Annotated in this window: 17 protein-coding genes; 11 read left to right on the top strand and 6 right to left on the bottom strand. The window is 69.2% G+C overall.

Annotated features, from left to right (window positions below):
- Positions 1 to 13: 13 nt before the first annotated feature.
- On the bottom strand, positions 14 to 784 hold the full coding sequence (locus OG876_RS33640) for a TetR/AcrR family transcriptional regulator (protein ID WP_328520714.1): 771 nt from the start codon (positions 782 to 784) through the stop codon (positions 14 to 16).
- 171 nt (positions 785 to 955) lie between these two features.
- Here OG876_RS33640 and OG876_RS33635 point away from each other — a divergent pair, with 171 nt between their 5' ends.
- From OG876_RS33635 to OG876_RS33590, 10 genes are all read left to right on the top strand, one after another.
- The gene (locus OG876_RS33635; protein ID WP_442914198.1) at positions 956 to 2,842 is read left to right on the top strand and encodes an ABC transporter ATP-binding protein; all 1,887 of its coding nucleotides are present in this window, start codon (positions 956 to 958) and stop codon (positions 2,840 to 2,842) included.
- Positions 2,843 to 2,898: 56 nt separating this feature from the next.
- Entirely contained in the window at positions 2,899 to 5,823 is a 2,925-nt protein-coding gene (locus OG876_RS33630) for a DEAD/DEAH box helicase (RefSeq protein ID WP_328520713.1), read from the top strand.
- Positions 5,820 to 7,019 (top strand): SWIM zinc finger family protein, encoded by a 1,200-nt coding sequence (locus OG876_RS33625; protein ID WP_328520712.1) that lies wholly within the window; start codon positions 5,820 to 5,822, stop codon positions 7,017 to 7,019. Before OG876_RS33630 ends, OG876_RS33625 begins: the two co-directional genes overlap by 4 nt.
- 170 nt (positions 7,020 to 7,189) lie before the next feature.
- On the top strand, positions 7,190 to 7,690 hold the full coding sequence (locus OG876_RS33620) for a GNAT family N-acetyltransferase (RefSeq protein WP_328520711.1): 501 nt from the start codon (positions 7,190 to 7,192) through the stop codon (positions 7,688 to 7,690).
- A gap of 186 nt (positions 7,691 to 7,876) precedes the next feature.
- Positions 7,877 to 9,568, top strand: coding sequence for an ABC transporter substrate-binding protein (locus tag OG876_RS33615; protein WP_328520710.1), 1,692 nt, complete (start codon positions 7,877 to 7,879; stop codon positions 9,566 to 9,568).
- Between the two features lie 55 nt (positions 9,569 to 9,623).
- Positions 9,624 to 10,577 carry an ABC transporter permease gene (locus OG876_RS33610; protein ID WP_328520709.1) on the top strand — a complete coding sequence of 318 codons (954 nt, stop codon included), beginning with the start codon at positions 9,624 to 9,626 and terminating at the stop codon, positions 10,575 to 10,577.
- Positions 10,577 to 11,458: an ABC transporter permease gene (locus tag OG876_RS33605; protein WP_328520708.1), complete on the top strand. Its 882-nt coding sequence runs from the start codon at positions 10,577 to 10,579 to the stop codon at positions 11,456 to 11,458. Before OG876_RS33610 ends, OG876_RS33605 begins: the two co-directional genes overlap by 1 nt.
- Entirely contained in the window at positions 11,455 to 12,447 is a 993-nt protein-coding gene (locus tag OG876_RS33600) for an ABC transporter ATP-binding protein (RefSeq protein ID WP_328520707.1), read from the top strand. Before OG876_RS33605 ends, OG876_RS33600 begins: the two co-directional genes overlap by 4 nt.
- The gene (locus tag OG876_RS33595; protein ID WP_328520706.1) at positions 12,447 to 13,439 is read left to right on the top strand and encodes an ABC transporter ATP-binding protein; all 993 of its coding nucleotides are present in this window, start codon (positions 12,447 to 12,449) and stop codon (positions 13,437 to 13,439) included. The genes OG876_RS33600 and OG876_RS33595 overlap by 1 nt, the downstream gene beginning before the upstream one ends.
- Positions 13,436 to 15,193: a gamma-glutamyltransferase family protein gene (locus OG876_RS33590; protein WP_328520705.1), complete on the top strand. Its 1,758-nt coding sequence runs from the start codon at positions 13,436 to 13,438 to the stop codon at positions 15,191 to 15,193. The genes OG876_RS33595 and OG876_RS33590 overlap by 4 nt, the downstream gene beginning before the upstream one ends.
- On the opposite strand, the gene OG876_RS33585 is transcribed toward OG876_RS33590, so the two are convergent.
- Together OG876_RS33585 and OG876_RS33580 are read right to left on the bottom strand one after the other, a co-directional pair.
- Entirely contained in the window at positions 15,175 to 15,852 is a 678-nt protein-coding gene (locus OG876_RS33585) for a GntR family transcriptional regulator (RefSeq protein ID WP_328520704.1), read from the bottom strand. The genes OG876_RS33590 and OG876_RS33585 overlap by 19 nt on opposite strands.
- 157 nt (positions 15,853 to 16,009) lie before the next feature.
- Positions 16,010 to 17,776, bottom strand: coding sequence for a M1 family metallopeptidase (locus tag OG876_RS33580; protein WP_328520703.1), 1,767 nt, complete (start codon positions 17,774 to 17,776; stop codon positions 16,010 to 16,012).
- 154 nt (positions 17,777 to 17,930) lie between these two features.
- Between OG876_RS33580 and OG876_RS33575 the strand changes: the two genes are divergently transcribed.
- Entirely contained in the window at positions 17,931 to 19,493 is a 1,563-nt protein-coding gene (locus tag OG876_RS33575; RefSeq protein ID WP_328520702.1) for an adenylate/guanylate cyclase domain-containing protein, read from the top strand.
- Here OG876_RS33575 and OG876_RS33570 read toward each other — a convergent pair.
- Genes OG876_RS33570 through OG876_RS33560 form a run of 3 tightly spaced genes read right to left on the bottom strand, consistent with a single transcriptional unit; the run spans position 19,438 to position 21,747 of the window.
- Positions 19,438 to 20,178 (bottom strand): TioE family transcriptional regulator, encoded by a 741-nt coding sequence (locus tag OG876_RS33570; protein ID WP_328520701.1) that lies wholly within the window; start codon positions 20,176 to 20,178, stop codon positions 19,438 to 19,440. The genes OG876_RS33575 and OG876_RS33570 overlap by 56 nt on opposite strands.
- Before the next feature lie 18 nt (positions 20,179 to 20,196).
- Positions 20,197 to 20,943, bottom strand: a complete 747-nt coding sequence (locus OG876_RS33565; protein ID WP_328520700.1) for an SDR family oxidoreductase — start codon at positions 20,941 to 20,943, stop codon at positions 20,197 to 20,199.
- 12 nt (positions 20,944 to 20,955) lie between these two features.
- Positions 20,956 to 21,747 carry a GNAT family N-acetyltransferase gene (locus OG876_RS33560; RefSeq protein ID WP_328520699.1) on the bottom strand — a complete coding sequence of 264 codons (792 nt, stop codon included), beginning with the start codon at positions 21,745 to 21,747 and terminating at the stop codon, positions 20,956 to 20,958.
- Positions 21,748 to 21,759: the final 12 nt, after the last annotated feature.

Here is a 21,759-nt window from a genome sequence, read left to right as displayed (position 1 = left end):
CTCACAACCTGGTTCACCCTTTTGGCGCAGACCGGTTCTCCAGCAGCGTGGAAACGCCGTCCAGAAGCCGTTCGAGACCAAACTCGAACGCATGATCGGAGTCGTACGGCGCGTCGAACTCATTCCCGACCGTGGTCCCGACCCGGGACGCCAGCGGGAACTTCTTGGCGTCGCTGATCTGATCCAGGTGGGGCACGTGCGCCAACCACCATTCCTTGTCGGTGATCCCCGACCGCTGGATCACCTGGCGCGCCTCGACCGCCGTACGCACGGCGCCGTGCACGTAGCCGTTGACCAGGGAGATGGTCGCGTCCATCTCGAGATCGGTCAGGCCGATCCCCTCGACTGCGGCGAGCTCGTACTCGTACTTGGCCATCAGGTTCGGACCGAGCGGCGGGCGGCTGACGGCGACCTGGAGCATCCACGGGTGCCGTAGGTACAGCGCCCGGTTCGACCGCGCGACCTCGTCGAGCCTGGCGCGCCAGTCCCCCGGTACGTCGCGGCGCGGCAGCTCGCCGTACACGGTGTCGAGCATGACGTCGAGCAGCTCACCCTTGCCGGGGAAGTAGCGGTACAGCGTCATCGCGCCGGCACCGACCTCGTCGGCGACCCGGCGCATCGACATCGCGGTCAGGCCCTCCGCGTCGGCGACGCGCAGCGCGGCCTCGACGATCTGGTCGGCGGTCAGCGCCGGCTTGGGCCCGCGGGTCGGCTGCGGGCGGCGGCGCCACAGCAGCTCGAGGCTCTTCGCCGGGTCGCCGCTGCCGCTGTACTCCTGATTCATGTGCGGGACTCTCCCGGATTGGCTATAGTCGTGCGGTTACTTCGTACAGCGTACTCAGTTAGGTTTTCAGTTGACCTCAAGCATTGTCGAGGTCCTACGGTCGGGAACTGTCGGTGGTCTCCGGAATCATCGGCTGTCCCGATCGACCGGAAGCGGAGCGCAACCGTGAGCATGGAGATGACCGCGTGGAACTCGCTGTACCACGCGATGCACGCCCAGGACGACAAACGCCCGTTCTCGCGGGCCACCCTCAAACGCATCCTCGCCTTCGCGCGGCCGCATCGGCGGCAGCTGATCTGGTTCCTGGTGCTCAGCATCGGCGCGGCCGTCCTCGCGGTCGCCACACCGGTGCTGGCCGGCCACGTGGTCGACGCGATCGTGGATGGCGAGGCGTTCAGCGTCGTGCTGAAGCTGGCCGTGCTGATCGCTGTCATCGCCATCGCCGAGGCGGGGATCAGCATGCTCACGCGTTGGCTGTCGGCGGGGATCGGTGAGGGGCTGATCCTCGATCTGCGGACGGCCGTGTTCGACCATATCCAGCGGATGCCAATCGCGTTCTTCACCCGGACCCGGACCGGAGCGCTGGTCTCCAGGCTGAACAACGACGTGATCGGGGCGCAGCGGGCGTTCAGCGACACACTGTCCGGCGTGGTCAGCAACCTGGTGATGCTCGTGCTGACGCTGGTCGTGATGATCGGGGTGTCGTGGCAGATCACTCTGCTCGCGCTGATCCTCCTGCCGATCTTCGTCGTACCGGCCCGCCGGATCGGCGCCAGGCTCGCGGGCCTGCAGCGGGAGGCGGCCAACTACAACGCGACCATGAGTACGCAGATGACCGAGCGGTTCTCGGCGCCGGGCGCGACGCTGGTGAAGCTGTTCGGGCGGCCGACGCGGGAGTCCGCGGAGTTCGCGATCCGGGCACGGCGGGTGCGCGACATCGGGGTGCGGACCGCGATGGTGCAGTGGATCTTCGTGACGGCGCTGACCTTGGTGTCCGCGCTGGCGCTCGCCGTGGTCTACGGGCTGGGCGGGTTCTACGCGTTGCGCGGGCAGCTCGACGCCGGCGCGGTGGTGTCGATGGCGTTGCTGCTGACGCGGCTGTACTCGCCGCTGACCGCCCTGGCGAGTGCGCGGCTCGAGGTGATGACCGCGCTGGTCAGCTTCGAGCGCGTCTTCGAGGTGCTGGATCTGGAGCCGCTGATCAAGGACAAGCCGGACGCGGGACGCGTGCCGGACGGGCCGGTGTCGGTCGAGTTCGCCGGGGTCCGCTTCGCGTATCCGTCGGCGGACAAGGTCTCGCTGGCGTCGCTCGAGGAGGTCGCCAAGCTCGACACGCGCGGTGGTGTCGAGGTGCTGCACGACGTGTCGTTCCGCGCCGAGCCGGGGCAGATGATCGCGCTCGTCGGGTCGTCCGGCGCCGGGAAGTCGACGATCGCACAGCTCATTCCGCGCTTGTACGACGTCGACGCGGGCGCAGTGAAGCTCGCCGGAGTGGATGTCCGTGACGTGTCGGCGGAGTCGCTGCGGGACACGCTCGGCATGGTCACGCAAGACGGTCACCTCTTCCACGACAGCATCCGCGAGAACCTGCTGCTCGCCCGGCCCGAGGCCACCGAGGACGACCTGTGGGATGCGATCAGTCGGGCGCGGCTCGGTGAGTTGATCCGGTCGCTGCCGGACCAGTTGGACACGGTCGTCGGCGAGCGCGGCTACCGCCTGTCGGGCGGTGAGCGCCAGCGCCTCACGATCGCCCGGCTGCTCCTCGCCCAGCCGCGCATCGTCATCCTCGACGAGGCGACCGCCGCTCTGGACTCCACCAACGAGGCTGCCGTCCAAGCTGCTCTGACCGAGGCTCTGGCCGGTCGTACGGCGGTCGTCATCGCGCACCGCCTGTCCACGATCCGCGCCGCCGACCAGATCCTCGTGATCGAGTCGGGCCGCATCGTGGAGCAGGGCACCCACAGCGCCCTCCTCGCCGCCGGCGGCCGCTACGAAGAGCTCTACCGAACCCAATTCGACCAACCCGGCACTGGGAACGCGGAGGTAGTCACGGTCTGAGGCACGTGTGCGGGTGTCGCCGGGTTCTGATCTCTCGGTAGGAGGGCGTCGGGTTGGTGGGTGCGGGGCAGGAGCTGGCTGGGTGTGCGGTGGTGTTCAAGCCGGCGGATCCGCCGCGGGAGGGCCGCGTCGCGTTCTGGGATCCCGAGGGTGGGCCACTCCCCCTCGGCGTCGGTGAACAGACCGAGCTCGACCTGATCGTCGAGGCGGCTCCACGCACCGTCCGCGCGATCGAACTCCCGGTCGCCGACGCCGTCCCACTCCTCGGCCGCGCCCGCCAGGCACCCAGCTCCCACCCCTCCGCAGCCTTCTGGGGAGCCGCAGCCTTGGCCGCCCTCCAACTGGTTGCCCGAGGCAAACTCCTACCCGGCCTCTCCCCCGCCGGCCACGACGCCTGGCGGGTCGGCCCACTCGACGCCGACGACGTCACCCGAGTCCTCACCCTCGCCGAGGCAATGCCCCCGGCCGCCCGCGCCCTCCCCCTTCCCCCACCCCAGGACTCGACCACCGGCTCGCTCTCGCCTCGCGCTCCGCGCTCGCCTTCATCCCACGACCACCCCGGCTCCCCCGCGCCCCAGGACCCACGCCCCGGCTCGCGCACGGCTAACGCCCTGCCCCCGTCCGGCGCTCGCCCGGGATCGGGTGTTGAGGTGCGGCTGCCTGTGGCGGAGGAATTGTTGCGGGAGTTTCTTGATGCGGTGGCGGATGGGATGCCTCGATCGCCGGCGGCTGCGACGGCGCACAAGGTCGGGCTGTTCGCGGGGGTTGCGCCGCAGCGGGCTGAGCGGTTGCGGTCGTGGGCTGATGAGGTGTCGGTGGGGCTCGACACCGGGGTGCGGATCTCGTTGCGGATCGAGATGGCCGAATCGCTGGCTTTCAGCGCGGTGGTGCAGTTGCACAGCCTGAAGGATCCGACCTTGGTTCGGGATGCGTACGACGTCCGGGCCGAGGACGTCGCCGGGTTCGGGCCCCGGGCCCGGATCGACGCCACGCTCGCGATTCGTCGGGCGGCCCGCGTGTGGACGCCACTCGGTCGGTTGCTGGATTCCGCCGTACCGGATCGGATGGAGTTGGCGGATGAGGACGTCGCTGAGCTGCTGGCTGGGGCGGCGCAGCGGTTGGCGGCGGCCGGGGTCGAGCTGCATTGGCCGCGGAGTCTCGGGCGGGCGCTCACGGCGCGGGCGGCGATCACCTCGGCGGACGGTCCGCCGAGCGACCTGCCTGGCTTCTTCGGTGGTGGGGCGACGCTCGACTTCAGCTGGCAGGTTGCTCTTGGCAATGACCCGCTGACCGAGGCGGAGCTGGATCAGCTCGCGGAGGCGACCCGCCCGGTGGTCCGGCTGCGCGACCAGTGGATGCTGATCGATCCCGACCTGGCCCGGAAGGCCCGCGAGCGGATCCTCAAGCCGGTCCCCGCGATCGACGCGCTCGGTGTCGCGCTGACCGGCAGCACCGAGATCGACGGCCGCCAGATCACCGTCACCCCGGCCGCCTGGCTGGACCAGCTGCGTGCCCGCATCGCCGATCCCGACCGAGTCGACGAACCGATCGACGCGCCCGCCGGCCTGCACGCCACCTTGCGCGACTACCAACTGCGCGGCCTGCGGTGGCTGGCCCGGATGACCTCGCTCGGCCTCGGCGGTTGCCTGGCCGACGACATGGGTCTCGGCAAGACGATCACCCTGATCTCGCTCCACCTCCACCGCCAGCAGTCACCCGACACTGCAGGCCCCACACTCGTCGTCTGCCCGGCTTCCCTGCTGGGCAATTGGGAGCGTGAGATCCAGCGGTTCGCTCCTGGTACGCCGGTACGGCGCTTCCACGGTTCGTCGCGATCACTCGACGACGCACGGGAGGGCTTCGTGCTGACGACGTACGGCACGTTGCGGCGGGACGCCGTACGACTGGCTGATCATCAGTGGGGACTGGTCGTCGCCGATGAGGCTCAGCATGTGAAGAACCCGTCGTCCAGTACGGCGAAGGCGCTGCGGACCGTGCCGTCGCAGGCGCGGGTGGCGTTGACCGGCACTCCGGTGGAGAACAACCTGTCCGAGTTGTGGGCGATCCTCGACTGGACGACACCTGGCTTGCTCGGGCGGCTCGGCGCGTTCCGGAGCCGGTGGGCCACGCCGATCGAGGCGGACAAGGACGAGGAGGTCGCGGCGCGGCTCGCGAAGCTGGTGCGGCCGTTCCTGCTGCGACGGCGCAAGTCCGATCCGGGCATCGCGCCCGAGCTGCCGCCGAAGACCGAGACCGATCAGCCGGTGTCGCTCACCCGCGAGCAAGTGGTCCTCTACGAAGCGACCGTCCGCGAGCTGATGGCCGAGGTGCAGACGAGCGATCGGATGGCCCGGCGCGGTCTGATCGTGAAGCTGCTGACCGGGCTGAAGCAGATCTGCAACCACCCGGCGCAGTACTTGAAGGAGGCCGCCGACGCACGGCTGAACGGCCGCGCCGGCAAGCTCGAACTCCTCGACGAACTGCTCGAGACGATCCTGGCCGAGGACGGCGCCGTCCTTGTCTTCACGCAGTACGTCGCCATGGCGCGACTGCTCGAACGCCATCTGGCCGACCGTGGCGTTGGCACGCAACTCCTGCACGGCGGGACGCCCGTGGCGAAGCGGGAGGAGATGGTCGAGCGGTTCCAGGCCGGTGAGGTGCCGGTGTTCCTGCTGTCCTTGAAGGCGGCCGGGACGGGGCTCAACCTCACGCGCGCGGATCACGTCGTGCACTACGACCGGTGGTGGAATCCGGCGGTCGAGGACCAGGCGACCGACCGCGCCTACCGGATCGGGCAGACCCGCCCGGTGCAGGTCCACCGATTGATTGCCGAGGGCACCATCGAGGACCGGATCGCGACGATGCTGACCACCAAGCGCGAGCTGGCCGACGCCGTCCTCGCCACCGGCGAGGCCGCCCTGACCGAACTCTCCGACATCGACCTCGCCAACCTGGTCGAACTCCGTGGAGGTGGCCGATGAGCGAGGCGCGGGGGTTCGGGGCGTTCGGAGCTCAGCGGCGGAGTACTCGGGGGCGGTCCTGGTGGGCTCGGGCCTGGGTGCAGGCGTTGGAGGATACGTCGCTGGACTCGGATCAACTGCGGAAGGGCCGGCGGTACGCGAACTCGGGGCAGGTTGGAGCGATCACGATCAGTCCGGGGCGGATCGCGGCGCTGGTCTACTCCCCCGACGACACCTACGAGGCCGTCGTTCAGATCGATCTGCTGAGCGAGGACGCGTGGCGGAGGTTTCTGGATCAGGTGGCCGCGCGGGCCGGGCACATTGCCGCTTTGCTCGACGGCGACATGCCGCACGATCTGGTTGAGGCTGCGGCCGACGCCGACGCGGCGCTCTTGCCCGGCATCGGTGACCTCGACCCGACCTGTACCTGTGACGGCTGGGAGCTGCCCTGCCAGCACGCCGCCGCGCTCTGCTACCAGGTCGCCTGGCTCCTCGACGACGACCCGTTCATCCTCCTGCTGCTCCGCGGCCGCTCCCGCGAAGACGTCCTCGACGAGCTCCAAGCCAGAAGCTCAAGTACCGCCGCGCCAGAAGCGGCCGAGCCAGGCGCATCCCTGCAGGACGTACTCGCGGCGCCGGTGCGCGAGCTGCCTGACCTGCCAGAGCTGCCGGGGAAGGTGACAGCCGACGAGTTGGCGGTCAGTGGGATCGAGCCCCCGTCCGGTTTCACGCCGGCGACCCTTTCGCTGCTGGTCCTTGATGCGTCCCGCCGGGCCCGGGCGATCCTCAGCGCACTCCTGCGCGGTACGCCGGAGCCGCAGCCACTCGACGAATGGTCAGACGCCGTCCGGCTTGCCGCTGACTTCCCCGAGCTGACCACGCCGCTGGCGGAGGCGACCGGGCGGCCCGAAGCGCTTGCCCTCGGCATCAAAGCCTGGCGGTACGGCGGCGCACCCGGCCTGGACGTGCTGGAACACACCTGGACGCCCGACCCGACCGACATCGCCCGGGCCCGGACCGAACTGCTGGCCGCCGACGACGAGCTCACACTGCAGGCCAGCCACAACCACCTCACCCTCGGCAACACCGTTCAGCTCCGCCTGGATCACCACGGCCGCTGGCATCCGTACGCCCTCATCGACGATCGCTGGACTCCAACCGCACCCGCGACCACCGATCCACTCACGGCGCTCGCCGACGACACGGCCGGTCGGTAATTGCCGTGCGACAACACCGGCGACCTGACTAAGATCGCGACTACTTCGGAGGATCGAGGAGGTGAGTTGATGACCGCGCCAACCGGCGCTGCCGTCCGTCCGGCAGCCGGTCCGATCAGTCAACTCACCGTGGGTTCTGCCTGAACCCCTCGCCCGAAAGGGATTTTCCGTTGTCTTTCACCTGGAACACCCGCGTCGAGACTCCAGCCGACGTCGACACGCTCCGCGACATCACCCTGCACGCCTTCGGTCGCCAGTTCGAGGTCGACTTCCTCGATGCACTCCGAGCCGACCCGGCCGCCTGGCTTCCCGGGCTGTCGATCGTCGCGACCACTCCGGACGACCAGCCCATTGCCTATTCGCTACTGACCCGCTGCCACATCGGCGGCACTCCGGTCCTGTCGCTGGGGCCGGTCGCCGTGCTGCCGGCGTACCAGAAGCAAGGCGCCGGGAGCGCTTCGGTCATGGCAGCCCTCGCCACTGCACGTGATCGTGGTGAGCAGAGCGTTGTCGTGCTCGGTCATGCGGACTACTACCCGCGATTCGGGTTCCGGCAGGCGACCGAGTTCGGCGTCCATCACCCGCAGTACGACGGGCCGAACCTGATGGCGCTCGCGCTCGACGGTCACGCCGTACCGGCCGGCGATCTGACCTATCCGGTCACGGCCTGACCCGCACCCGGGCCGTCGGAGGCCGTGGGGAAGCCTCCGGCGGCCCGGGCGGCGGTCGGCGTTGGGCGTTCGACAAGCTGTACGGCGAGGACTCGTAAAAGGTTCAGTCAAACTCGCCGAATCACTTGCGCACGTGCCTTGTATACATGAAACAGTCGTCGAGACCGCCTACCCAGGAGTTCCGCCATGACTCGTCGACTTCCATATCCACTGAACCGCTCCAGCTGGAGCAGCCGCCGCCGTACGGTGGCCGGAGCCGTGGCGGGGGTGATCGTGCTGGCCCTCGCCGGGACCGCCTGCTCCCCTGTCGAACCCGCCGGCAACGACACGAGTGGCGCGAGCCAGTCGGCAACCGGGCAGGACGTGTTCGGCGACCCGGCCGACGCGGCACAGGTCAAGCAGGGCGGCACTCTCACGGTCGCGCTGTCCGCCGACCCGGACAAGCTCGACCCGACGCTGTCGCGCAGCCTGTACTCACGGTACGTCTTCCACACCATGTGCGAGAAGCTCTACGACCTCGGACCGGACGCGAAGATCGTGCCGCAACTGGCGACCGCGCTGCCGACGGTCTCGGCGGACGGTCTGAGCCTGACCATCCCGCTGAAGCAGGGCGTGAAGTTCGCCGACGGCGGGACCCTCGACTCGAACGCGGTGAAGATCTCGATCAACCGTGGTCTGACGCTGGCCGGTTCCGGCCGGAAGAGCGAGCTCGGCCCGATCACCTCGGTCGAGACCCCGGACCCGAACACCGTGGTGATCAAGCTGTCGAAGCCGTTCGCCCCGCTCACCGCCGCACTGGCCGACCGGGCCGGCATGGTACTCAGCCCGGCCGCGGTCGCCAAGCTCGGCGCGAACTTCTCCACCGCGCCGGTCTGCGTCGGCCCGTTCAAGTTCGCCAGCCGGGTCGCGCAGAACTCCATCAAGGTGGTGAAGGACCCGCTGTACTACGACGCCGCCAAGGTGCACCTGGACGCGATCGAGTACCGGATCATCACCGACTCCAGTATCCGCTCGGCCAACCTGAAGTCCGGTGACGCGCAGGTCGCGGACTCGCTGTCGACGCAGGACGCGCCCACGCTGCAGAAGGACAGCAGCATGACCGTGCTGGAGTCGCAGTCGCTCGGGTACCAGGGCCTGACCATCAACATCGCGAACGCGAACGGGATCGGCAACCCGCTCAAGCAGCTCGACACCCCGATCGCGAAGGACCCGCGGGTCCGCCAGGCACTCGACCTGTCGATCGACCGCGCGGCCCTGGTGAAGTCGATCTTCAACGGCCTGAGCACGGTCGCCTGCTCGCAGATCTCGCCGAAGAGCGAGTTCACCTCCGACGCCGCGCAGGTCTGCCCCGCACATGACACCGCGAAGGCGAAGCAACTACTCGCGGATGCCGGCGTCACGACGCCGTACAAGGTCACGATGATCACCTCGAACAACCCCGACAGCCTGCGGCTCGCGCAGGCGCTGCAGGCGATGGTGAAGGAGGGTGGATTCGACCTGGTGATCAAGCCGGTCGAGTACGCCGCGTTGCTCGACCAGCAGGACCGCGGTGACTTCGAGCTCCTGCAGCTCGGGTGGTCCGGGCGGGTCGACCCCGACGCGAACACCTACAACTTCGTCGGCACCACCGGCAGCCAGAACGTGGCCGGCTACAGCAGCCCCGAGGTCGACAAGCTCCTCACCGACGCCCGTCAGGCCACCGACAAGGCACAACGGATCAAGCTGTACGGCGACGTCGTCACGAAGCTGCAGCAGGACGACCCGCTGATCTACATGTACCGCCAGCGCAACCTCACCGGCGTCAGCAAGAAGCTCCTCGGCATCCAGGTCTACCCGGACGGCGTGATCCGGACGGCCTTCGCAGGCTTCGCGAAGTGAGCGCTTCCTCCGCCTTAGGCGGGCGGATGACGACGAGCGAGAGGAGGTCGTGTTCGTGCGACGGTATCTGCTCAATCGGTTGTGGCAGTCGGTCGTGACATTGGTCCTGGCAACGATCGTCGTGTTCACCGGCGTCCGCGCGCTGCCGGGTGACCCGGCGCTCGCGCTCGCCGGTGAGGACCGGGATCCGGAGTCCCTGCGCGCGATCCGGCAGCAGTACGGGCTGGACAAGTCGGAGCTGGTGCAGTTCTGGCAGTTCGTCAGCCATGCGGTCCGCGGCGATCTGGGGCAGTCGATCCGGACCGGTGAGCCGGTCCGGACGATGATCGTGAGCGCGTTGCCGGTGACGATCGAGCTCTCGGTGCTGGCCATCCTGGTGGCGAGTGTGATCGGCATCGGCGCCGGCGTGGTGGCCGCCGTACGCCGGGGCGGCCCGGCCGAGTGGGCGGCCAACGCGCTCGCGCTGCTCGGCCTGTCGGTGCCCAACTTCTGGCTCGGGCTGATGGCGATCCTCTACCTGTCCGTTGCCTTGGGCCTCTTTCCGGCGTCCGGCTTCGTACCGTTCTTCAGCAACCCGGTCGACAATCTGCACCACCTGATCCTGCCCGCACTCATCCTCGGCACGGGCCTGGCCGCGGTGATCATGCGCCAGACCCGATCGTCGATGCTCGATGCGCTGAGCGCCGACTACATCCGGACTGCCGAAGCGAAGGGGCTCGCGCCCCGCGCGGTGATCGGCCGCCACGCGCTCCGCAACAGCCTGATCGTCGTCGTCACGATCGTCGGCCTCCAGCTCGGCGCCCTCATCTCGGGCGCCGTCGTCACCGAGCGGATCTTCGCGCTCCCCGGCTTCGGCAAGCTCACCGTCGACGCCGTCTTCCAGCGCGACTATCCGGTCATCCAGGCCGTCGTCCTCGTCACGGCGACGGCGTACATCGTCATCAATCTGCTGGTCGACCTGCTCTACTCGGTGATCGACCCGCGGATCCGCGTTCGGGGTGATGCGTGATGGCCGTCGCCGAAACCCTCACCGCCAGCCCGTCACTGCGCAGCAACCGCCGCAAAGTCGTACGCCGGATGCTCCGCAATCCGCTCGCGATCACCGGACTCGTCGTCCTCTGCATCGCGATCGTCCTCGCCGTGTTCGCCCCCTGGCTCGCACCGCACGAGCCGACCCAGACCCACCTCGACAATGCCTTCGCGCCACCCGGGACGGCCGGCTACCTCCTCGGCACCGACGACCTCGGCCGCGATGTGCTCTCCCGGATCATGTTCGGGCTCCGAGCGTCCCTGCACGTCGCACTGCTCGCGGTCGCCACCTCACTCGTGGTCGGCGTACCGCTGGGTCTGATGGCCGGTTACTTCCGCGGGATCGACTCACTGATCTCGAGGTTCACCGATCTCGTCCTCGCGTTCCCGTTCCTGATCCTCGCGGTCGGGCTGGCGGCGATCCGCGGCGCGAGTCTCGGCAACGCGGCGATCGCGATCGGTATCGCCCAGATCCCCGGCGTGATCCGGATCGTCCGGTCGGAGACGCTGCGGCTCAAGTCGCTCGACTTCGTCGCGGCTGCGATCGTCGAGGGGGCCGGCGATCCGTGGGTGCTCGGCCGGCACATCCTGCCGAACGCGGCCTCGGTGATCATCGTCCAGGCGACCGTCGCGCTCCCGGCGGCGATCCTCGGCGAGGCGGTGCTGTCGTTCCTCGGGCTCGGCATCCAGCCGCCGGCGCCGAGCCTGGGCACGATGCTGTCTGACGCGCAGCAGTTCGCGTCGCGGGCGCCGTGGGCCGCGGTGATGCCAGGTCTCGCGATCATGTTGCTGACGCTGGCGTTCAACATCGTCGGCGACAGCCTCCGCGACGCGCTCGACCCGAAAGCGAGCCGCCGATGACTGTATCGACGAAGAGGCCTGTCCTCGAAGTCAACGACTTGTCCGTCACCTTCCGGACCGAGGACGGCCTGCTGTCGGCCGTCGACCGGGTCAGCCTGGAGGTCGGCGACGGTGAAGTGCTCGCCGTGGTCGGCGAGTCCGGCTGCGGCAAGAGCGTCACCGCGATGAGCCTGGCCGGACTGCTCCCCCGGACCGCGACCGTCGACGGCTCGGTCAAGCTCGACGGCGTCGAACTGATCGGCGCCGACAAACGCACGCTCCGGTCGATCCGCGGCCGCGAGGTGGCGTACATCTTCCAGGAGCCGATGACCTCGCTGAACCCGGTCTTCACCGTCGGCCACCAGATCGGCGAAGTCCTCCGCACGCACGTCGGCGTCAGCCGCCAGGCTGCCCGGGATCGCTCGATCGAACTCCTCAAGCTCGTCGGGATCCCGTCCGCCGAGCGCCGGATCAGCGACTACCCGCACCAACTCTCCGGCGGGATGCGCCAGCGCGTGATGATCGCGATGGCCGTCGCCTGCGATCCCAAGGTCCTGATCGCCGACGAGCCGACCACGGCCCTCGACGTGACGATCCAGGCCGGCATCCTCGACGTACTGCGTGAACTCCGCGAACGACTCGGCACCAGTATCGTCCTGATCACCCACGACCTCGGGGTGGTCGCGGACCTCGCCGACCGGGTGGCTGTCATGTACGCCGGACGCGTCGTCGAGACAGCCGACGTGCACGACCTGTTCGCCAATCCGCAACACCCATACACAACCGGCCTCCTCGGCGCGTCACCGGCCGCGGGCCGCCATGCCGAGACGCATCGGCTCAACGAGATCCCAGGCCTGGTGCCCGTGCTCAAGGAACAGCCCGACGCCTGCACCTTCGCCGACCGCTGCCCGCGGGCACTCGACACCTGTACGACGTCCCAGCCAGAACTGATCGGCGGTCCGCACCGTGTCGCGTGCTGGAATCCGGTCCGACAACCAGTGGAGGTCTGATGGAGACCACAGCCCTCGCCCTGGAAGTCGCAGATCTGGTCATGCACTTCGGCCCGGTCCGGGCGGTTGACGGTGTGACGCTGCGGATCCGTCAAGGGTCTGTCGTCGCACTGGTCGGCGAGAGCGGTTCCGGCAAGTCGACGGTCGGCCGATGCATCGTCAGACTGCTCGAACCGAGCGGTGGGACCGTCAGACTCGCAGATGCCGACATCACGCACCTCAACCGCCGACAACTCCGACCGCACCGGCGAGACGTGTCCATCGTGTTCCAGGACCCGGCCGGCTCGCTCGACCCGCGACTGTCGGTCGGAGACATCGTTGGCGAACCACTCCGGCTCATGCGCCGCAAAGACATCCCGGCCAAGGTCGCAGAGGCACTACGCCGCGTCGGACTCCGACCTGAGGTTGCACAGCGCTCACCACACGAGTTGTCCGGCGGTCAGCGCCAGCGAGTCAGCATCGCCCGGGCACTGATCTCAGAGCCGCGGCTTCTCGTCGCGGACGAGCCGACGAGCGCACTGGACGTCTCAGTCCAGGCAGCAGTGCTCAATCTGCTCGCGGACCTCCAACGCGACCTGGGCTTCGCGTGCCTGTTCATCACCCACGACCTCTCCGCCGTCGAGTACCTCGCCGACGAGGTCGCGGTGATGTACCTGGGCCAGTTGGTCGAGCAAGGCCCACGGTCCCGCATCTTCGGCGCGCCCGCTCACCCTTACACCCAGGCGCTCCTGTCGGCGGCGCCCGTACCCGACCCGACCGAGCAGCGGGCGCGGAAGCCGGTCCTGCTCGGTGACGACCTGCCCTCCGCGATCGATCCGCCGTCCGGGTGCCGTTTCCACACCAGATGCCCGGTCGCGATCGACACATGCCGGACAGTCGTGCCGGAGTCGCGGGTGATCGGAGAGGGTGGACACCAGGTGGCCTGTCATCTCGTGAACGCCGACGGCACCGGACCAGACGTACGCACAGTCGAAGAAGGAGTTACTCGATGACCTTCACCACCCGGCCCACACTGCGCGGCACGTTCGGGATGGTCTCGTCCACGCACTGGCTGGCGTCGCAGTCGGCGATGCGGATCCTCGAGCTCGGCGGGAACGCGTTCGACGCGGGCGCCGCCGCCGGGTTCGTGCTGCACGTGGTCGAGCCGCATCTCAACGGCCCCGGTGGCGAGGTGCCGGCGATCATCGCGACCGCCGACGACCCCACACCGCGTGTGCTGAGCGGCCAGGGCGTCGCTCCGGCCGGTGCGACGATCGAGCACTATCGCTCACTCGGTCTGACGCTTGTCCCCGGTTCCGGACCGCTCGCGGCCACAGTGCCCGGCGCTGTCGACGCATGGCTGCTCCTGCTGCGTGATCACGGCACGCTGCCGTTGCGCGTCGTACTGGAGCCTGCCGTCGACTATGCGCGCAACGGTCACCCGCTGGTGCCGCGGGTCGGTGACACGGTGAACACAGTGCAGGACCTGTTCGAGGACCACTGGCCGACGTCAGCCGCGCTGTGGCTGAAGGACGGGCGTCCGCCGACCGGCAAGTTCCGCAACGAGGCGTACGCCGCAACCCTCGAGAAGCTGGTGACCGAGGGCGAGACGGCCGGCTCGGACCGAGAGGCGCAGATCGAGCGGGCCCGGAAGACCTGGCGGGAAGGGTTCGTCGCGGAGGCGGTCGACGCGTTCTCCCGGCTGCCGCATCGCGACTCCAGCGGTGCGGACCACGGCGGCCTGATTACCGGCGACGACATGGCTGCCTTCCAGGCGAGCTGGGAGGAGCCGGCCACGCTCGACTGGAACGGGTACACCGTCGCCAAGACCGGGCCGTGGGGCCAGGGACCGGGTCTGCTGCAGTCGCTCGCCGTCCTGGCCGAGTTGGGCGACGTCGACCTGGACAGTGCCGAGGGTGTGCACACGACGGTCGAGGTGATGAAGCTGTCGTACGCGGACCGCGAGGCCTGGTACGGCGACGGCGCCGACGTACCGCTGAAGACGCTGCTCTCCCCCGGTTACGCCGCCGAGCGCGCGAAGCTGATCGGCCCGGACGCAAGCCTGGAGCTCCGGCCCGGTCGCCCGGACGGCCGTCAGCCCGTCCTGCCTTCGATTGCTGTCGGCAATGATCAGGGCGATGCGACCACGGGAGAGCCGACCGTTTCGTCCGTCGGCGAGACGCGTGGCGACACCTGTCATGTCGACGTGATCGACCGGTGGGGCAACATCATCTCCGCGACGCCGAGTGGCGGCTGGTTGCAGTCGTCGCCGACGATCCCGGAGCTCGGGTTCTGTCTCGGGAGCCGGGCGCAGATGTTCTGGCTCGAGGATGGGCTGCCGGCCTCGCTCGTGCCTGGCAGGCGTCCGCGCACCACCCTCACGCCGACCTTGGTCCTGCGCGACGGCCGGCCGATGATGGCCTGCGGTTCGCCCGGTGGCGACCAGCAGGACCAGTGGCAGCTGCTCTTCCTGCTGCGCCACCTCGGCCAGGGGACGGATCTGCAGGAGGCGATCGACGCGCCGGCCTGGCACACCACGGGCTTCCCGTCGTCGTTCTACCCGCGCGCGACCGAGCCGGGTGGTCTGGTGATGGAGAGCCGACTCGGCACCGCCGTACGCGATGAGCTGGTACGCCGCGGGCACGTCGTCACCGAGGCCGATGCGTGGAGCCTCGGCCGGTTGTGCGCCGTACGCAAGGAGTCTGACGGTGTGCTGGCGGCCGCGGCCAACCCGCGCGGGATGCAGGGCTACGCGGTCGGACGCTGAGTCAGCGCGGCCTTGGCGGCGGCTTCCACATGTTCGCGCGCCGCTGTGGTCGCGGCCGCCGGGTCGCGGGCCTCGATCGCCTCGACCAGGCGGATGTGCTCCTCCCACGAGTGCGGTGCGCGCTGGGCGGCGCCGACGCGGAAGACCCAGTGCACGTGGTGGTACATCGCGGCGGAGATCGAGAGCAGCCAGCGGTTGCCGCTGACCTCGATCACCGCGCGATGGAAGGCGCTGTTCAGCTCGGCGACCAGGTCGAAGTCCTTCGCGTCGGTCGCCGAGCTCGCCTGATCGAGCAGGCGACGCAAGCGGGCCAAGTCGTTCGCCGTGGCCCGCTCGGCCGCGAGTCCGGCGGCGAGAGTCTCCAACTGCTCGCGGACGGCGAACAGATCGCGGACCGCGGTGTCGTCGAGCGTCGCCACCACCGCACCGCGACGGGGCAGAATCTGGACGAAGCCTTCGGCCTCGACCACGCGCAACGCCTCGCGCACCGGGTTGCGGGACACTCCGAAGTCGTCCGCGAGCCGGGTCTCGGTCAACCGCTCGCCCTGCGCGTAATCACCGTCGACGATCCGCCGGCGCAGTTCCTCGAGTACCTGCTCGCGTAAAGCGACATGATCGGCACCGATCGTGCGCACCTGGCCCCCACTCGGCTGCTCCACCCCAGGCTCCTCTCCCCGCTTGGCTTCGCGCCACGCTAGCCGATGGATCAGGCGTCGGCACGTGATCCCGGCGCGATCGCCGGGTTCACCGACACCCAGCTCGGTTACAAACCCACCGGGGCCGTCCACCGCCGCACGCTGGACCTGTAGCAGTTGGCTACTGGCCGAGGATCTTCTGGACTGCGGCTGTCGTGATCGGGTGGTAGCCGGGGCGGGCCTTGGCGAAGACTTCGGCGGCGAAGGCCCGGTCCGTGCCGGCCAGGGCCCGGTAGACGGGGAGGACCAGCTTCATCCGGCCGACCTTGGTGAGGAATTCGGCCAGTTCGGCGTACGACGCCTCGTAGCTGCTGGCGGCAACGATCTGGTACCACCGCCGGGCGATCTCGCCGTTCGCCGTGCCGGTCAGGCCGAAGGCGCGATCGAGCTGCTGCAAGAGCAGCGGGCTCAGTACGTCGGGGGCCGCGTCGAGGAATCGCAGCCACTCCTGCGTGGTCCACCGCTCCGCACCGGCCGGAAGCTCACCGGTCGTCAGCCACCGATCCCTGGCCTCGTCGACCGCCTGGAAGCGCTCCGACACCGCGCGGCGGGCGAACGACGGGATCCCCGGCTCGTTGAGCCACGCCGAGATCTCGGCCTCGGTCACGACCCCCGGGTGCGGTTCGAGCAGGTGCTCCTGCAGGTGCGCGACGAAGTCGTCGCTGTTGATGCTGCGGAACGCGAACCGGTCGAAGTACCCGCGCAGGAACGGGTCGAACACCTCACGCGAGAACCGCTCCTCCAGCCACGACAGGAACCACGACCCCTTGAGCGGCCCGGTCGACGTCGTCCCGTGGTACTCGGAGTGGTGGTTGAGTCCCGGCAGTTCAACGGCCAGCTCGGCCGGGGTCAGCGGGTCCAGCTTCACGACCGTCGCGTGCTGCTTGATCGCCGTCTCCATCTCCGCGAACTCGGCGCCATAGACCGCCTCGACGATCCGGTTCTCGACGTACGACGTGAAGCCCTCGTTCAGCCAGATGTCGTCCCAGCTGTCCTGGGTGACCAGGTTGCCCGACCAGCTGTGCGCGAGTTCGTGCGCGACCACGCTGACCAGCGACTTGTCCCCGATCACCACGGTCGGCGTCGCGAACGTCATCCGCGGGTTCTCCATTCCGCCGTACGGGAACGACGGCGGCAGCACGAGCAGGTCGTAGCGACCCCAGCGGTACGGGCCGAAGAGCTCCTCGGTGACCCGCATCATCTCTTCGGTGTCGGCGAACTCGGTCGCCGCCCGCCGCGCCATCTCCGGCTCGGCCCACACCCCGGACCGCTCGCCGATCGGCTCGAACACCAGGTCGCCCGCGGCGATGGCCAGCAGGTACGACGGGATCGGCTCGGGCATCACCACGTCGTACGAGCCGGTTCGGCGCGACGTCGTACCGTTGTCGGCGCTCATCAGCACCATCAGCTCGGGCGGAGCGGTGACGTGGGCGGAGTAGCTGAACCGCACGCTCGGAGTGTCCTGCACCGGCACCCAGCTCCGGGCGTGGATCGCCTGCGACTGGCTGAACATGAACGGCATCACGCCACCCGCCGTCATCGCCGGCTCCAGCCACTGCAGGCCGGTCGCGGTCGGCGCGGTGCGGTAGCTGACCCGCACGCGCTCGTGCCGAGCGGTGCGAATGGTCAGCGCCGAGCCGAGCTCCTTGTCCGGCACCGCCAGGCTGTACTCCAGTGCTTCCCAGCCGTCGCCGGTCGCGCCCTCGACCGCGACCACGGTCAGGTCGCGGGTGTCGAGAACGAGCCGGTCACCGGTGCCCGCCCAGGCCAGCGTGTGCGTGGCGCTGCCGGTCAGGACCTTCGCAGCGAAGTCCAGCTCGAGGTCGAGCTCGAGATGGGTGGTCCGAACCAGGGCAGGTTCGGCGTAGGAGTGGCGATCGTGCGTCACGGATAACTCCCCGAGTCAGGTGTCCGGGGAACACTACCCAGGCGACAGCCCGATCAGGCGGCCATTCTGAGCCAGCCGCACCATGGTGCCAAAACCCTGGTTTGATCCTGACGCCGGTTGCGAAAACCGGGGTGTCTCCTAGCAGACTGTGACCATGATGTCGCAGGGAAGTCCCGAACTGACGCTGGAAAGGCGGCCGTTCGGATCATGGCTGCTGGGGCCCGCCGACCAAAGCACGCGGCTGCTGCGTTTCCGGCTGCAGGTGCTGATGACGACGTTCTCGATCGGGACCAACCTGATCGGTGCCCTGGTCGTCTTCGTGCTCGCCGTGTTCGTGCTGCCCGGCCCTCCGCTCCTCGACCACCTGAAGCTGTTCGAGGCGATCGCCATCCCGTCGTACTTCCTGATCGCGATCGCGGTCGGCTGCATCTGGAGCACGTGCCTGACCCGGCGCGTGACCCGCTGGGTGGACGAGGGGCGGCCGGCCACCCGTGCGGAGCAGATCGCGACCCTTCAGCTGCCGCTGCGACTCACGCTGATCGAGGTTCTGCTCTGGCTGGTGGCCGGGGTGATCTTCACCGTGATGACGCTCGCGCTCCAGCCGGAGAACGCCCTGCGGATCGCCGTCACCGTCTTCGACGGCATGATCATCACCTGCGCGGTCTCCTACCTGCTGACCGAGTTCGCACTCCGGCCGGTCGCGGCCCGGGCGCTGGTCGACTCACCGCCGCCGCGGCGGCTGCTCGCGGCCGGCTTGAAGGCGCGGACGGTGTTCTTCTGGGCGGTGGGTTCCGGCGTGCCGGTGGCTGGGCTGATGCTGGCCGCCATCCTCGCGCTGATCGAGAAGGACGTGTCCTCGACCCGGCTCTCGGTCGTGATCCTGGCGCTGGGCGTCGTGGCGCTCGGCAACGGCTGGCTGCTGACGATGCTGTCGGCCCGGTCGGTGGTCGCGCCGGTTCGTTCGGTGCGGACAGCGTTGAGCCTGATCGGTGACGGGCGCCTCGACGTCAGCATTCCGGTCTTCGACGGCACGGAGCTCGGGTCGCTGCAGGCGGGGTTCAACCGGATGGCGGAGGGACTGCGCGACCGGGAGCGGATCCGCGACCTCTTCGGGCGGTACGTCGGTCCTGGCGTCGTGCAGGAGGCGCTCACTAGTGACCAGCTCGGTGGCGAGGAGCGGTTCGTCGCGGTGCTCTTCGTCGACCTGGTCGGATCGACCGAGCTCGCGGCGGACCGGCCGCCGACCGAGGTGGTCCACCTGCTGAACCGCTTCTTCGAGATCGTGGTCGACGAGGTGGATCGGCAGGGCGGGTTCGTGAACAAGTTCGCCGGCGATGCCGCGCTGGCGATCTTCGGCGCGCCGGCCGAACTGCCCGACGCGGCCGGGAGCGCGCTGAGCGCGGGTCGCGAGCTGGCCCGGCGGCTGACCGAGGAGTTGCCGGAGGCAACGGCCGGGATCGGCGTGACCGCCGGGATCGTGGTGGCCGGCACGGTCGGCGACGTACGACGGCACGAGTACACGGTGATCGGCGACCCGGTGAACGAGGCGGCTCGCCTGAGCGAGCTGGCCAAGTCGACGCCGGGCCGGCTGATCGCATCGATGACCGCGGTCGACGAATCGGCGCCTGCGGAGGCCGATCACTGGCAGCCGACCGACCGGGTCACCGTCCGCGGCCGCTCCGCGCCGACCCATCTTGCGATCCCTGCTCCTCGGTGATCAGCTCGTGCAGCAGCGCCGCACCGTGCAGCATCGCTTTAGTCTGGCGGTCGTGGGCGGCCCGTCGTTCCGCGATCGCGTCCCGCAACGCCTCGGTGCTCCCGGTACGCCGCAGTCCGTCGATCACCGGCTTGATCTGCTCGAAGTAGTACCGGCCTTGGCGCAGCATGTGGATGACCCGCGCGTCCCGCACCTGCTCCGGACCGTACCGCCGGTACTTCGTCCCCGGCTCCCGCGTAGGCGCCAACAAGCCCGCGGCCTCCCAGACCCGCAGAGCCGAGGTGCGGACGCCCAGCCGATGCGCGAGCTCCCCCACCAGCAGCGACGGCCCGGTCACCGGTGACTCCTCGACATACTCCGCAGCCATTGCACCGAGCGCCTCACTCGCGGCATCGGTGGCCAGCCGTTGCTCGTGCAGCGCGGCATGGGCTGCGTCGACGAGCCGGTAGGCCAGCGCCTCATCGCCCGTGAGCACGGCGCGCATGATCTCTGTGGCGGTCTCCGCCCCGAACCCCGGCGCCAGTGCCCGATAGGTCAGCAACGCGGACAGATGTTCCGGACCGTACTGCCGGTACCCGGTATCGGATCGCGGTGCCGGCGGCAGGATTCCGGCCGCCTCGTAGTTCCGGACGAGCTGCGTCGAGACGCCGGCTCGCCGCGCCAGATCAACCGGGCGCAGTCCCATCTCGTCTCTCCCTCGGAACTAGCGACCGCCGGAGACGTCGATGGTGGTGCCCGTCATGTAGGACGAGCGGTCGGAGGCCAGGAACGCGATCACCTCGGCGACTTCTTCCGGCTTCCCGGGACGGGCCAGTGGTGGCGTCGTACCGATGCGCTCGAGCCGGCCCGGTTCGTGGATGTCGGTCTCGATCAGGCCGGGGCGGACGCCGAGCACGCGGACGCCCTCCTTGGCGACCTCGTTGGCCAGTCCGGTGGTGAGCGCGTCGACCGCGGCCTTGCTCGCGGCGTAGTCGACGTACTCGCCGGCTGACCCGAGCACGGCTGCCCGCGACGAGACGTTGACGATCACTCCGCCGGAACCGCCGTACGTCGTGGACATCCGACGTACTGCGGCGCCTGCGACCAGGAACGCGCTGACGGAGTTGATCCGGAACACGCGGTCGAGCCGCTCGGCATCGTACTCGGCGACCCGGCCGCGTGGGGACACGATGCCGGCATTGTTGATCACGGCACCGATCGGCCCGAGCTCGGCGGTGACGGTGTCGAACAGCCGCTCGATCTGGTCGGCCTCGACCACATCGGCCTGTACGGCGATCGCCCGCCGGCCGAGCCCCGCACACGCCTTCACCACGCGCGCGGCCTCGTCCTCGCGGGTCCGGTAGTTGACGCCGACGTCCCATCCGTCCGCCGCGAGCGCGATCGCCGACGCGGCGCCGATCCCTCGACTCCCACCGGTGACCAGGACAACCCCACGCCGTACGTCAGTCATGCCCTCACCCTGTCACGCCGGCGGCAGCGAGAACTGCAACTGGGTCTCCGAGTCGGTGAATCCGAGCGCGCGGTAGATCCGAATCGCCAGGTACTCCGGGTCGGCGACCATCACCAGCGTCCGCGCCCCACCCTCGGTCAGCCCGTACGTCGACGCCCGGTGGACCAGCGTGCTCGCCAGCCCGCGGCCGCGATCCTCCGGCGCGGTCTGCACGGTCTGGAACCGTGCCAGCCCCTTCCCGTCGAACATCAGCCCGAGCGAGCTCTGCAACCGATGCCCGTCGAACGCCCCGAACCACTTCCCGTGTCCAGCCTCGACCAGAGCGCGACTCGCCACCAGCTTCCGCCGGGTGAACTGTTCGTACCCCTCGTCGACCGGCATGTCCGCGGTCGCCAAGCTCAGCTGGACCAACTGCTCCCAGTCGTCGTCATTGCCCAGCAAGCGGTACGTCGACTCCTCGTTGGGCCGGCCTGGTGCCACGACCTCGCTCGCCGTCATCACCACGCTCCGCTCGATCGTGAAGCCGGCCGCAGTCAGCACGTCCTCGGCGCCGATCTCGCCGTCCACACTGTCGATGCCCAGGGCAACATGTTGCGCGGCCGGGAACTCTCGGTGGAAGGTGTCCAGGCGGGTCTTCGTGTCCCCGGGCGCGAACGGCGTGCGGTAGAGCAGGAAGTTCCCCCACCAGAAGCCCGGGTTGTCCGGCGTCTGCACGACGACGTACTCGCCGGCGTCGCGGAAGACGCTTCCGCTCAGCTCCAGCAGCAACAGGTCGGTCCGATAACCGAGGCTCGTGATCTCCACAGGGCCATCCTC

The organism is Kribbella sp. NBC_00359 (assembly GCF_036097425.1).
Classification (GTDB): Bacteria; Actinomycetota; Actinomycetes; order Propionibacteriales; family Kribbellaceae; genus Kribbella.
This window is presented reverse-complemented; position numbering and strand designations above follow the sequence as displayed.